The 13,309-nt window shown below is 64.9% G+C and carries 11 protein-coding genes; 4 read left to right on the top strand and 7 right to left on the bottom strand.

Going from position 1 to position 13,309, the window contains the following annotated elements:
• Window positions 1–873: [Fe-Fe] hydrogenase large subunit C-terminal domain-containing protein (locus tag ACI38Z_RS05545; RefSeq protein WP_439789199.1), on the top strand; the 873-nt coding region annotated here is incomplete at its 5' end.
• Between the two features lie 91 nt (window positions 874–964).
• Here ACI38Z_RS05545 and pta read toward each other — a convergent pair.
• Window positions 965–1,942: a phosphate acetyltransferase gene (gene pta, locus ACI38Z_RS05540; protein ID WP_439789198.1), complete on the bottom strand. Its 978-nt coding sequence runs from the start codon at window positions 1,940–1,942 to the stop codon at window positions 965–967.
• A 202-nt stretch (window positions 1,943–2,144) separates the two neighbouring features.
• On the opposite strand from pta, the gene glf reads away from it, so the two are divergent.
• Both glf and ACI38Z_RS05530 read left to right on the top strand, forming a co-directional pair.
• The gene (glf, locus tag ACI38Z_RS05535) at window positions 2,145–3,344 is read left to right on the top strand and encodes a UDP-galactopyranose mutase (RefSeq protein ID WP_439789197.1); all 1,200 of its coding nucleotides are present in this window, start codon (window positions 2,145–2,147) and stop codon (window positions 3,342–3,344) included.
• A gap of 68 nt (window positions 3,345–3,412) precedes the next feature.
• On the top strand, window positions 3,413–4,447 hold the full coding sequence (locus tag ACI38Z_RS05530; protein WP_439789196.1) for a glycosyltransferase family 2 protein: 1,035 nt from the start codon (window positions 3,413–3,415) through the stop codon (window positions 4,445–4,447).
• Between the two features lie 137 nt (window positions 4,448–4,584).
• Here the strand turns inward: ACI38Z_RS05530 and ACI38Z_RS05525 are convergent, their stop codons facing one another.
• The 6 genes from ACI38Z_RS05525 to ppk1 all read right to left on the bottom strand — a co-directional run bounded on the left by ACI38Z_RS05525 (window position 4,585) and on the right by ppk1 (window position 12,132).
• Window positions 4,585–5,697 carry a glycosyltransferase family 8 protein gene (locus ACI38Z_RS05525; RefSeq protein WP_439789195.1) on the bottom strand — a complete coding sequence of 371 codons (1,113 nt, stop codon included), beginning with the start codon at window positions 5,695–5,697 and terminating at the stop codon, window positions 4,585–4,587.
• 137 nt (window positions 5,698–5,834) lie between these two features.
• A complete protein-coding gene (locus tag ACI38Z_RS05520) occupies window positions 5,835–6,809 on the bottom strand; it encodes a P1 family peptidase (protein ID WP_439789194.1) in 975 nt (324 codons plus the stop codon).
• Window positions 6,802–7,413 carry a Maf family protein gene (locus tag ACI38Z_RS05515; RefSeq protein ID WP_439789193.1) on the bottom strand — a complete coding sequence of 204 codons (612 nt, stop codon included), beginning with the start codon at window positions 7,411–7,413 and terminating at the stop codon, window positions 6,802–6,804. The genes ACI38Z_RS05520 and ACI38Z_RS05515 overlap by 8 nt, the downstream gene beginning before the upstream one ends.
• Window positions 7,414–7,518: 105 nt before the next feature.
• On the bottom strand, window positions 7,519–7,704 hold the full coding sequence (locus ACI38Z_RS05510) for a ferredoxin (protein ID WP_439789192.1): 186 nt from the start codon (window positions 7,702–7,704) through the stop codon (window positions 7,519–7,521).
• A 141-nt stretch (window positions 7,705–7,845) separates the two neighbouring features.
• The gene (gene rlmD, locus ACI38Z_RS05505) at window positions 7,846–9,186 is read right to left on the bottom strand and encodes a 23S rRNA (uracil(1939)-C(5))-methyltransferase RlmD (protein WP_439789191.1); all 1,341 of its coding nucleotides are present in this window, start codon (window positions 9,184–9,186) and stop codon (window positions 7,846–7,848) included.
• Window positions 9,187–9,240: 54 nt separating this feature from the next.
• On the bottom strand, window positions 9,241–12,132 hold the full coding sequence (gene ppk1 / locus ACI38Z_RS05500) for a polyphosphate kinase 1 (protein ID WP_439789190.1): 2,892 nt from the start codon (window positions 12,130–12,132) through the stop codon (window positions 9,241–9,243).
• 576 nt (window positions 12,133–12,708) lie between these two features.
• Between ppk1 and ACI38Z_RS05495 the strand changes: the two genes are divergently transcribed.
• The coding region (locus ACI38Z_RS05495) for an arginine deiminase family protein (protein ID WP_439789189.1) at window positions 12,709–13,309 on the top strand (601 nt) is incomplete at its 3' end.

The following is a 13,309-nucleotide window of genomic DNA, read 5'->3' as shown; positions in this document are numbered from 1 at the left end:
TGCCCGGGCTGGGTGCGCTTCGTCAAGGCTCACTACCCGGAGCTCGTGGACGACGTCTCCACCAGCAAGAGCCCGCAGCAGATGTTCGGCGCCGTCGTGAAGAGCTACTACGCCGAGCTGCTGGGCATCGACCCGCACAAGATCTTCTCGCTCTCCATCATGCCCTGCGTCGCCAAGAAGGCCGAGTGCGCCTACCCCAACATGAACGACGCCTGCGGCGACCCCGACGTGGACTGCGTGCTGACCGTGCGCGAGCTCCAGAGGATGCTGCGTGCGGACCACATCGACGTTAGTCACCTCGAGCCCGAGCCCTTTGACGAGCCGCTGGGCTACGGCTCGGGTGCTGGCATCATCTTCGGCGCTACGGGCGGCGTCATGGAGGCCGCGCTCAGGACCGCCTATCACATCGTCACGGGACAGAGGCCCAAGGACGACATGTTCGAGCAGGTGCGCGGCCTCAGAGGCTGGAAGGAGGCGACGTTCGACATGGCCGGCACCAAGGTTCGCGTCGCCGTCGCCTCGGGCCTCGCGAACGCGCGCGACCTGTGCGACGCCATCCTCGCGGGCGAGGTCAGCTACGACTTCGTGGAGGTCATGGCCTGCCCCGGCGGCTGCGTTGGCGGCGGCGGGCAGCCCATCCACGACGGCGAGGAGCTCGCGGGGGAGCGCGGCAAGGTCCTGTATGGCCTCGATAGGATCTCAAACTACCGCAACTCCTACGAGAACCCTGACATCATACGCTGCTACAGGGAGTACTTCGGCAAGCCGATGAGCGAGCTCGCGGAGAGGCTCCTGCATACGGACCAGCATGGCTGGATGATGCCCGCGGAGTGGATCCGCCAGGCGGAGGAGGCCCCCACGGCGGGGGAGTGACGCGCCGCCAATCGGGCAACAAGAGAGGGGCGCCGCCGCACCGGAATGGTTGCGGCGGCGCCCCTTGCGCGCCCTGGATGTCTGCGGAGGCCTACTCTGCCATTTGGGCCTGGACCGCGGTGATCGCGATGACGCCCACGATGTCGTCGGCGGAGCAGCCGCGCGAGAGGTCGTTCACAGGCTTCGCGATGCCCTGCAGGATGGGGCCATAGGCCTCGGCGCCCGCAAAGCGCTGCACGAGCTTGTAGCCGATGTTACCCGCCTCGAGGTCGGGGAAGACCAGCACGTTGGCGTTGCCAGCGACCTTGGAGCCGGGAGCCTTGAGGGCGGCCACGCTCGGGACGAGCGCGGCGTCAAGCTGCAGGTCGCCGTCGACGGAGAGCTCGGGCGCCTTCTCGTGGGCGAGCTCGGTGGCCTCCTGGACCTTCGTCGGGACCTCGCCCTTGGCGGAGCCCATGGTGGAGAAGGACAGCATGGCCACGCGCGGCTCGGTGCCCATGTACTTCTCCCACGACTTCGCGGAGGCGATGGCGATCTCGGAGAGCTCGTCGGCGTTGGGGTCGATGTTCAGGCCGCAGTCCGCAAACAGCAGCGTGCCGTCCTCGCCGTACTCCTTCTTGTCGGTGCACATGATGAAGAACGCGGACACGAGCTTCGTGCCGGGGGCGGTCTTCAGGATCTGCAGGGCGGGACGCAGCGTGTTGGCGGTGGAGTGGCAGGCGCCGGAGACCAGGCCGTCGGCGTCGCCCATCTTGACCATCATGGTGCCAAAGTAGGTGGCGTCGTTCATCTGCTCCATGGCCTCGGGCAGCGTGACGCCCTTCTTCTTGCGCAGCTCGGCAAAGGCGGCGGCGTACTCGTCGTGCTTCTCGGCGGTACGCGGGTCGATGACCTTCACGCCCTCGACGTCGACCTTCTCGGGGTCACCAAGGATCACGAGGTCCGCCAGGCCCTCGGCGACGACCTTCTTGGCCGCCTCGATGGTGCGCGGGTCCTCGCCCTCGGGGAGGACGATGGTCTTCCTCTCCTTCTTCGCGGCGGCCTTCATCCTGTTCAGAAAATCGCTCAATTTATCTCCCTTCCGCGCCTTCCGCGGCGGAATTCGCCGCAGAGGCAAACATTTTTGCGCGTCGGCTGGGTATTTCCGCCCACGAACCAGTATTATATGCCCTCGTGTTAGAATCAGCGTTAACGCTTGGCGTATGGCTTGGTGCCAAGGGCCGTGTGGCGTCCGCAGGGCGGCGCCAATGTCATGAAGGGATCTATTCCACATGGGTATCACCAATGGTCTGCCGGAGGACTTCAACCCCCAGAACTACGACGCCATCGTCGTGGGAGCCGGCTACGCGGGCGCCGTCTGCGCGCGCAGGCTCGCGGAGGCCTGCGGAGACAAGGTGGCGATCGTCGAGCGCCGCAACCACATCGCGGGCAATGCCTACGACTGTCTGGACGACGCCGGCGTCCTGATCCACAAGTACGGTCCGCACATCTACCACACCGCCAACGACCGCGTGGACGAGTACCTCTCACGCTTTACGGAGTGGACGGACTACAGCCACAAGGTCCTCGCCAACATCCACGGCACGCTCATGCCGGTGCCGTTCAACCACAAGTCTCTCAAGCTCGCGTTTGGTGACGAGAAGGGCGAGCACCTCTACCAGAAGCTCGTCGCCACCTTCGGCGAGAACAAGAAGGTCCCCATCATGGACCTCAGGGAGAAGAACGACCCCGAGCTCTCGGAGGTCGCGGACTACGTGTACGAGAACGTCTTCCTGCACTACACCATGAAGCAGTGGGGCAAGACGCCCGACCAGATCGACCCCTCGGTCATGGGTCGCGTGCCCGTCTTCGTGGGTGACGACGACCGCTACTTCCCGCAGGCGCCGCACCAGGGCATGCCCAAGGTCTCCTACACTGACCTCTTCGAGCACATGCTCGACCACGACCTCATCTCCGTGTTCCTCGAGGTCGACGCCCGCGACATCCTCAAGGTGGGGGACGGCCACGTCTACGTCTGTGGCAAGCCCTACGGCGGCGAGGTCATCTACACCGGCGCCCTCGACGAGCTCTTCGACTTCGACCTCGGCGCGCTCCCGTACCGCACGGTCGACATGGTGTTCGAGACGTTGGACGAGGACCAGTTCCAGCCCGTCGGCACCGTCAACTACACCGTGTCCGAGAACTTCACCCGCATCACGGAGTTCAAGAACATGACGGGCCAGGTCGTGCCGGGCAAGACCACGATCCTGCGCGAGTACTCCAGGACGTACCTGCCGGGCGTCGGCGAGACCCCGTACTACGTCATCAACGAGCCCGAGAACATCGAGCTCTACAAGCGCTATCGCGCCCGCGTCGAGGACGTGCTCAACTTCCACGTCGTCGGCCGCCTCGCGGAGTACCGCTACTACGACATGGACGGCGTCACGGCGTCCGCGCTCGACCTGTCCGACGAGCTCATCGCGAGTCACTAGCAAAACAATTGGAGCCTCTGCCGGTCGTCGCGGGTGCGTCGGCCGGCTTTGGCATAGGGAACGGAAACATGAAGAAGATCCTGAGCTTCGGCATCCCCTGCTACAACTCCTCTGAGTACATGGACCACTGCATCTCGTCCATCCTCGAGGGAAGCGACTATGCGGAGGACGTCCAGATCATCGTTGTGGACGACGGGTCCAACAAGGATGACACGCTGGCCAAGGCCAAGGACTGGGAGAAGCGCTATCCCACGATCGTGAAGGCCGTGCACCAGGAGAACGGCGGACACGGCATCGCGGTCATGAAGGGCCTCGAGAACGCCGAGGGCACCTACTACAAGGTGGTGGACTCGGACGACTGGGTGGATGGCGACTCGCTGCGACAGCTGCTCGACCTTCTCCGCCGCTTCGAGGAGCTTGGCACGAGGGTGGATCTCGTCATCTCCAACTACGTGTACGAGCACGTGGAGGACGGCAAGCAGAACGCCGTCGACTACGAGGGCTCGCTCCCGACCAACAAGATATTCACGTGGGATGACATGGGCCACTTCAGCGTCAAGAAGTACCTGCTCATGCACTCGCTCTGCTACCGCACGGACGTCCTGCGCGACGGGGGGCTGCCCATGCCGCCGCACACGTTCTACGTGGACAACATCTACGCGTACGTGCCGTTCCCGCGCTGCAAGACGCTCTACTACCTGCCGGTCAACCTCTACCGCTACTTCATCGGTCGCGCGGACCAGTCCGTTAACGAGAAGGTCCTCACCTCCAGGATCGACCACTATTGGCGCGTGGCGCGCATCATGATGAAGTCGTACCACCTCTACGACGACATCCAGAGCCCAAAGCTCCGCAGCTACATGCTCAACTACTTCACGATCATCATGGCAATCTGCTCCGTGTTCTCGCGCCTCTCGGACAGGCCGGACGCCATGGACCAGCTGCAGAGCCTCTGGGACGACCTGAAGGCGTACGACCCCAGGATGTACCGCCACGCCAAGCACGGCATGGTCGGAACGTTCTCGAACCTTCCCACGAAGGCGGGCGAGAAGACCACCCTCGGGATCTACAAGCTCGCCCAGAAGATCGTCAAGTTCAACTAGCACGCAAGGGCTGGGCGTCCAGCTGGACGCTCGAGTCCAAGCGCATTAAAGGGGCCGCTCCGGAGGAATCCGGGGCGGCCTCGCCGTTCTTCTCTTCCATCGTGACGCGCGGGAACCCACGTCGCGGGTGCCGGGGCCTAGCCTAGGTCGCCGCCGATGGCCACGTAGCCCTTTATGGCGCGGGTGCGGCGCTTGGTGCCGGGTGGGAACGTCTTGTCGAACAGCGGCATGATTCCCTTGAAGATCACGCTCACCTTTGCGCGGTCGAGCTTGCCGGCGACGGAGTTCTCGGAGCTGTCGAGGCGCTGGTCCAGGACGTCCGCAAAGGCGCTCCGCGTGGCGTACTCCCAGAAGTAGTCGCCCATGTCGCAGTCGGGGTAGTCCCACGGCCTGTCGTCCGGGCCCGCGTAGTGGACGATTGCGGGGTTCGCGCGCGCGGCCTCGTACTGGTCCCGCAGCTCCTGCGGGTCCTGGGCGATGATCTTCTCGCGCCTCAGGTGCTTCCAGTCCATCAGGGTGTTCCAGCGCATGTCGATGCGGACGTAGTTGCCGTCCGCGAGCATGTTGAGGATGTCCTGGTCGAGCCAGCGCCACACGCGGACGGTGGAGAGGCTGAGCATGTCCCTCACGGTGAAGGCGTAGCGGAACGACTCGAGGTTCATCACGAGCACGCCCGCCTGGAAGTACTGCATGGGGTCGGACAGCTTGATCTCGTTCTTGAGGTAGGGCCCGACGGTGCCGTCGTAGCCGAGCATCATGCCGACGGTGTCGGCGTCGCGCGTGGCACCCAGCAGGCATCCGTCGACGTCCACGTCGTAGAGCTCCGCGATGTCCTCGAGCACCACGAGGTCGGAGTCGAGGTAGACGGCCTTCTTGACGTTGGGGAGCAGCCACGGCGCCAGGAGGCGGAAGAACGTCTCGGGCCTGAAGTGGCCGTGGTGGGGGAGCTTTGTCCCGTGCAGGGCGATCTCGGGGTTGAGGAAGCCGAGCTGCATGTTGGGATAGGGGAGATGCCCCACGAGGGCGTCGATCGAGCGCTGCGTGAGGTCGCGCGTGAGCACGACGATGTCGTAGTGGCGGTCGGGGGACATGTGCTCCACGATCGACTGTATGGCCACCGCGGTGTACGGCACGAAGTACTCGTTGCAGGCGAGCACGATGACGACGTCCGAGAAGGACATCCCCATGTCCTCGACGGAACTCGAGAGCTGCGTGAGCCTGCCGGCGTCGGTATTCGAGCTGTTAGGCATAAGACCTCATTGGTGTCAGCCATGCTGGAGTGATGGGAAACAAATCCATAACATGCAAATTTTAACAGAGCGGGCGAGAAGTGCAGACTGCGTAGCAGAAAGCCAGATGAAACACAACCGCGCGCTCCTGGGGGGGACTAGAGGTCGCGTGCGGCGAGCAGCCCGTACGCGGATGTGGCGTCCGTCGCGGCGCTCACGATCGCGCGCTCGAGGGCCTGCGTCGAGAGCATGCCGACCACGTCCACGGGAGCCTCGACCTCGCCCGTCGCCATGACGAAGATGGTGTCCCCGTCGTTGGTGGTGTGCGTGGGGTGGATCGCGTGCGCATAGGCGTCGGCCGACATCTGGGCCACCTTGGTGGCCTGGGCCTTGGTGAGGATGGCGTTGGTGACGACGCACGATATGGTCGTGTTGGTGCGCAGCCACGGCTCGCGCTCGGAAAGCTGGCATATGGCCTCGGTCGCGTCCAGCACGGACGCGCGGTCGTCGCTTAGCGCGCCGGCGATCGTACGGCCCGTGGCGGGGTCGACCACGTTGCCGCAGGCGTTCACCGCCGAGATCGCGAAGCATGCCAGCGACCCGGCGCTTGCGCAGCCCTGGCCGAGCCCGGACTTCATGGCGCGCTCGGGACCGGCAAACTTGCCTACCGTGCAGCCGCACCCCGCGCCAAGGTTTCCCGTCTGGAGCCGGAGCGTGCGCTTCTCCAGCGCGCGACGCGTCGCCTCGGCGCCCGCCTCGGCCGTGGGGCGAACGGAAGGGTCGCCGCAGGCAAGGTCGAACAGGCATGCCGACGATACGATGGGCACGATGCCCACCCCGACGTCGAGCCCCACGCCCTGCCGCTCGAGCTCCTGTGCGACGCCGCAGGATGCCGCGAGGCCGTAGGCGCTTCCTCCCGAGAGCACGACGGCGTGGATCAAGTCCACCGTCTCCTCGGGGCGGAGCAGGTCGGTCTCACGCGTCGCCGGTGCGCCTCCGCGCACGTCCACGGCGCCCCTGGCGCCCTTGGGACAGACGATCACGGTGCATCCCGTCCCTGCCTCCTCGTACGTGTAGCTTGCGGCAAATACGCCCCGTATGAGCTTCTCGGGCGTACGCTCCTCCTCAGGCATGTCTTCCCTCCAGAATGTCGCACAACAGGGACGTCCCTCCGGTGGGAGAGGCGCCCATGGACTCAAGCTCCCTCACGAGGCGCGCCACGGGCAGGCCGACGATGTTGAAGTAGTCCCCGCGGATCTCGCGAACGAGCAGCCGCCCAAGTCCCTGGACGCCGTAGGCGCCGGCCTTGTCCATCGGCTCGCCGCTTGCGACGTAGGCGTCTATCTGAGCATTCGTAAGCTCGTAGAACGTGACGTCGCTCGTCTCGACGAAGGACCTCTCCTCATTCCCGCGGTAGACGGACACGCCCGTGGAGACATGGTGCGTGTGCCCGGAGAGCGTCCGGAGCATGCTGCGCGCCTCGCTGGCGTCCGACGGCTTTCCCAGCTCGACGTCCCGGAACCAAACCGTCGTGTCCGCCGCGATGACGGTCTGCCCGCGAAGTTCCGGCGGCAGGTCCTTCTCGCACGCGAGCGCCTTTCCCCTTGCAAGGCGCAGCACGAGATCCGTGGGCGACTCGCCGGGGAGGGGCGTCTCGTCGATGTCCGATGGCCTGACAATGGGCGCAAGGCCCAGCTGGGAGAGAAGCTCGCGCCTTCGTGGGGAGCCTGATGCCAAGATCAATGGTCTGCCTTTCGCGTCCCTTTGCGGGGCGGCTTGCCTGGATACAAATCGGGGCCGCCCGAGGGCGACCCCAGCATACGTGCTAAAGAATGGCGTGTGCTACTCGACGGTGATGGCACCGACGGGGCAGCCCTCCTCGGCCTCCTTGGCGGCGTCCTCGTTCTCCTCGGGGATGTCCTCCTCGATGGCAACAGCGGTGCCCTCGTCGCCGATGCTGAAGACCTCGGGGCAGGTGCCCTCGCAGAGACCGCAGCCGATGCACTCTTCGCTAACAGTAGCCTTCATGGTGAAATCCTCTCGTTGTGCCTTGGGCCCCTTACCCAAGTCGGTACATGACCTTTTTTACTCTAAAGCGGCGCGAAGTTCTAGTGAGAATGCGACTTTTTCCCTAAGCGTCTGACGGTTATGCGTTCACGTTGGTACCCGTCAAGCGTTTTGCCTGGTCAGAATCGTGACGGTCTCGACGTGGAACGTTTCCGGGAACAGGTCGACGGGCGTCACACGCGTGGCGGAGAAGGTGCCGAGCGCCTCGAAGCGCGAGATGTCACGGGCAAGCGTCGCTGGGTCGCACGAGACGTAGGCGATGGCGCGCGCGGGCTGGCGGGAGAGCTTCTCCACGACGTCCTTTGCGAGGCCCGCGCGCGGCGGGTCGACCACGATGACGTCCGCGTCGGAGTCCGGGAACTCGCGCCCCGCGTCGCCACCCACCGCGTCCGCGTTTGAGAGGCCCGCGCGCTCCAGGTTGCGCCTGAGGTCGCGCACGGCGGGACCGTAGGACTCGACCGCGTCGACCCATGCCGCGCGCCGCGCAAGGGGAAGGGTGAACGTGCCCGCGCCGGAGTAGAGGTCCATCGCGACGTCATCCTCGGTTGGCTTGAGGCCGTCGAGCACGAGGGACACGAGCTTCTCGGCGCCCCTGGTGTTGACCTGGAAGAACGAGGGGGCCGACACCGTCATGCGCTCGTCCAGCACGAGCTCGCTCCAGCTGCCGGCGCCCGAGAGCCGCTCGACGCCACTCACGCGGCGCGCCTTGGCCGGCCCCTTGGTGAGCACGCGCACGATGGAGCTGGCGCCCGTGGCGTCGCCCAGGATCTTTGCGGCCTGCGCCCGCGGGAAGGGGCCTGGCGCCGTCCAGAGGGCCACCTCGACGTTGCCCGTGCGCTTGGACGCGCGGATGCCCACGCGGTCGATCTGCAGCGCGTGCGAGTTGGACAGGTACGAGAGCGCGCCGCTCGTGGCCTTGACGAGCTTCTGGAAGCGCGTCTGCAGCAGAAGGCAGCGGTCGACCTTGACCACGCCCGCGCCGCCGGCGTCGTGCATGCCCACGACGGCCCGCCCGCGCACGCGCTGGAACGCGAGCTCGACCTTGTTGCGATAGCCCCACGGCCCGCCGGGCGCTACACAGGGCGCCACGAGCGGTTCCGCACGGTCGCGGTCGAGGTGGCCGATCCTCGCGAGCGAGTCGACCACGTTGTCGCGCTTGAACCTGAGCTGGGCCTCGTACGACACGTGCGCCCAGGGGCATCCCCCGCACACGTCCGCAAAGGGACAGGGGGAGTCAACGCGGTGCGGCGACGGCTCGAGCACCTTGGACACCCTTGCGCGCGAGAAGGACGGGCCATCCTGGTAGACGCTCGCCTCCACCGTGTCCCCGGGAACCGCGCCCTGCACGAAGACGGTCTTCCCCTCCTGCGTGTGGGCTATTGAGTCGGGGCCGTAGGTTGGCCTCTCCACCTTGAGCACAAGGGGCGTGCCCGCCTGGGGCACGCCCTCCTTTGGACTGTCTTCCGTTTGCCGACCGATGCGTTGCGCCTCTGTCAACTATCTTCTCCTTTTGGTGAGGTTGCCCGTGAAGAGCTCCGCAAAGCCGAGCCCTATGAGCTTAAATGCTACGGCAAAACGGTTCGGCCTGCGAATCTCGATGGAGGTCGTCTGAGTGTTGGCGTCGTTCTGGTCGGTGTGCGGCTCCTCGTCGATCACGCGCGCGTCCACCGCGCTCGCCTCGCGGTACCTAGAGGGCTCCGGCTTGGCCTCTGGCTCAGACTGGGCCTCGGCTGCGGGCTCGGGGGAAGCCTGAGCGCCCGTGGTGTCGAAGTGCTTGGGCGCCGTGGCCGCGGGCTGAGTCTCCGGCTCGCGTGCGGCGACGGGTTCCGGCTCGGGCTTCTGCTCGGGCTCGACTGGAGCGGCGGCCTCGGGCTCCGCCTTGGCCTCAGGCTCGGCCGCGGGCGCCGTGGCCTCGTCCTTCTCGCCAGAAAGGGCCGCGCGCACCGCTGCCGGCGACGACTTGACCTTGGACTCCACCGTGCTCTCTACGGCGAGGAGCGCGCGCTCCTGGTCCATGAACTCCTCTGGCGTGACGATGCGCGTGCGAACCTGCTCCTGGCCGTCGCGGTCCTCCTCGAAGCTGCCGATGTAGGGGAGGGCGACCAGCGTGCGCGTCTCCTCGGGGGTGAGCATGGGGTTCGCCTTCGCGACGAGCTTGGCGTCCATCGCGGCGTCGGCGGCCTCCTGCGTGTTGAGGTACGCCTGGGCGAGCAGGAGCTCCTGCGCGTCGATCTTGGGGTCGTCGGGCTTGGTCTCGAGGCGCTCCCACGTGCCCTCCTCCGTGAGCCTGCGGGCCTTCACGTTGTCAGCGAGCTGCAGGTTCGCGAACTCGACCACGCGCTTCTTGCACGTGGGGTCGAGCACGGGGTACGCGATCTCGACGCGGCGCTCGGTGTTCCTGGTCATCATGTCAGCGGAAGAGAGGTAAAGGATGTCCGCGTCGGCGCCAAAGGCGTAGATGCGCGCGTGCTCCAGGAAGCGGCCGACGATCTGGTGCGCGATGAGCCCCTCGGTCTTGCCGGGCACGTCCGCCTTGATGCAGCAGATGCCACGGATCATGAGCATGACGCGGACGCCCGCCTGGCAGGCCTCGGCGATCTTGTCGATAACGTCGCGGTCCGTGAGCGAGTTCATCTTCATGAAGACCTGAGCCGGCTCGCCCATGCGCGCGCGGCCGATCTCGCGGTTGAGGCCGCGTATCACGAGCGGCTTGAGGCCGGCGGGCGCGACGCCAAGGAAGTTGTAGCTTCCCTTGAGGTTGCCGAGCGAGAGGTTCCTGAAGAACGTGTTGCCGTCCTCCGCGATGCCCTTGTGTGCCGTGAGCAGCATGAAGTCCGAGTAGAGCTTCGCGGTCTTCTCGTTGAAGTTGCCCGTGCCCAGGCAGGTGATCCTGTTGATGCCAGCGCCGTCGTGGTAGGTGATCTGGCAGATCTTGGAGTGGACCTTGAAGCCCTCCTGGCCATAGATGACGGTGCAGCCGGCCTGTTCGAGCCTGTCTGCCCACTCGATGTTGTTGGCCTCGTCAAAGCGGGCGCGGAGCTCCATCAGGACGGTGACCTCCTTGCCGTTCTCGGAGGCGGCGATGAGGCTCTCGCAGAGCTTGGAGCGCTTAGCGACGCGGTACAGCGTGATCTTGATTGAGATGCACGCGTCGTCCGTCGAGGCCTCTCGCAGGAGCTTCAGCAGCGGTGACATGCTCTCGTATGGGTAGGTGAGAAGGACGTCGTGGTCCTCGACCTGCGGGCGCATCGGGCGCGAGAGGTCGACCATCGATGACGGCTGCGGCTCGAACGGGTCGAACACGAGCTCGTGCCTCTCGGAGTCGGGAATCTTGGATTCGAGGCCGTAGACGTAGTCGTCGAGGTCGAGGGGCATGTCGCACCTGAACACGCGCTCGTCCGTGAGCCCGAGGCGCTCCTGGATCTCGTGGAGCTGCTCCTCCGGGAGGTAGCCCTCGACCTCGAGGCGCACGGGCTGGAGGCGCTGCCTGCGCTTCAGCACCTTCTTCATGTGCTGGCGGTAGTCCTCTTCCTCCTCAACGCCCTCGCCATCGGGGTCGATGTCCGCGTTTCTCGTCACCCTGATGACCGCGCTCGCCGTGGGAACGTAGTCGCCAAAGCAGCCCTCCAGGAGCTCCAGCATCACGTCCTCCATGAGGATGTAGCGGTACTGGCCCTCGCGGGAGGGGAGGGGGATGACCCTGCCCTGGGTGGTCGGGACCTCGACGATGCCGAGGAGGCCCTTCTCGTCCGTGCCGTCAAGCGTGCAGGTCACATAGAGGTTGCCGTTGCGGAGGTTGGGGAAGGGGTGCCTGGGGTCGATGATCATGGGGGAGATGATCGGCGCGATCAGGCGCTCGTAGGCGCGAACCATGGCGGTGCGGTCTGCGTCCGTGAGGTCCTCGCGGGCGACGCGGGTCAGGCCATGCTCGGAGAGTGCCTGCTCGATGTCGGCGCACGCCTTGCCCTGGCGCTCGATGAGCGCCGGGAGCATGCCGAGGACGGTGTCGATCTGCTCGGACGGCGTCTGGTTGGACTTGTTGTCACGCGGCTGGTGCTTGAGCAGCGTCAGGTCGCTCAGGCCGCCGATGCGGATCATGAACCACTCGTCCAGGTTGCTGCCAAAGATCGAGACGAACTTCAGGCGCTCGAATAGGGGCACGCTCTCGTCGAACGCCTCGTCCAGCACGCGGTCGTCGAACCTGAGCCAGCTGACCTCGCGGTTCTGCGTGTAGGAGAAGTCCCTCGCGACCTTTGCCTCGCCCTTGTCGCCCTTCGTGTACGCGAACTTGGCGGCACGCTTCTCGAGAGCTGCCTCGGAATGCTCGAACTCCTCGCCCTCGGAGGAGCTGCCGGCAGACTTGTCCTTGTTCTTCTTACCCTTGCTCATATATCTACATCCGTTCGTAGGAATGGTATGGACCCTTAGATTCTAGGCCTGTGACGAAACCGCGTATCGCTCGCTCGCCCAACCTTACGCAGACGTAACGGCATGGCGCCCCTATCGAAGGCACGGGCGTCGGATGGGTCGTAGGAAAGGAAGCGCTTCCCAACTTTTGGGCACTTTCTGCGTATTGGTAAAAATAGTATAAAACACGAATTCAATAGTATGTTTATGTTGCCAATCCGACGTTTGAATCACTCGGTTGAGTAGTGGCTTATCGATATGTGAAGGCTAGTTGACTTTGGTTTATGTGTAAGAGAATCTGCAGGTAGAATGTGGTGAAAATTCTTACAATCATTCGGACTCGACCGTTCGGGCACAGAAAGCTACCGTTCCCCCAGTCGAAACGAATTTCGGTTTTGCGAAAAAAGTTATTGGATATAGTTGGGGTTGGCGTTATTGTTAGTGCTGCAAGTTCGATGCAGGGCGGCGGGCATGATTCAGGCTTCGCCTCCTGTCAGAACGCAGCGTAGTATCCATTGCGTTGGTCGGGATTTCCCGACGCGAAAGGAGTGGGAGGACATGGCTAACGGACTCTACGTCCACAGCGAGATTGGCCCCCTGAAGAAGGTCTGCCTGCACCGTCCTGGCGAGGAGCTTCTGAACCTCACCCCCGATGATCTCGAGCGCCTTCTGTTCGACGACATCCCCTTCCTCGAGGTTGCCCAGGCCGAGCACGACAAGTTCGCCGAGCTGCTCCGCGAGCAGGGCGTCGAGGTCCTCTACATCGAGAACCTCGTTGCCGAGGCGCTTGACGCCGCCGGCTCCCGTGAGGAGTTCACGCAGCAGTGGCTGGACGAGTCCGGCCTCAAGGGCAAGGAGGCCCGTGCTGCCGTCAAGGAGTACATGGACTCCATCAAGGACACCAAGGCCTTCGTCGACAAGTGCATCGCCGGTCTCCGCAAGAACGAGATCGACCTGCCCGTTCGCTCCAGCAGCACCCTGGCAGAGCTCGTCGGCACCGACCAGGATGGCGAGACCGACCTTCTCGTCGACCCGATGCCCAACACCTACTTCACGCGCGACCCGTTCGCGGTCGTCGGCCGTGGCGTCAACCTGAACCACATGTTCTCCGTAACGCGTAACCGCGAGACGCTGCTCGGCAAGTACGTCTTCCGCGATC

Origin of the sequence: Parafannyhessea sp. (assembly GCF_051876455.1) — a bacterium.
GTDB lineage: Bacteria > Actinomycetota > Coriobacteriia > Coriobacteriales > Atopobiaceae > Parafannyhessea.
The sequence above is the reverse complement of the archived record's forward strand: the minus strand, read 5'-3'. Positions and strand labels throughout refer to the sequence as shown.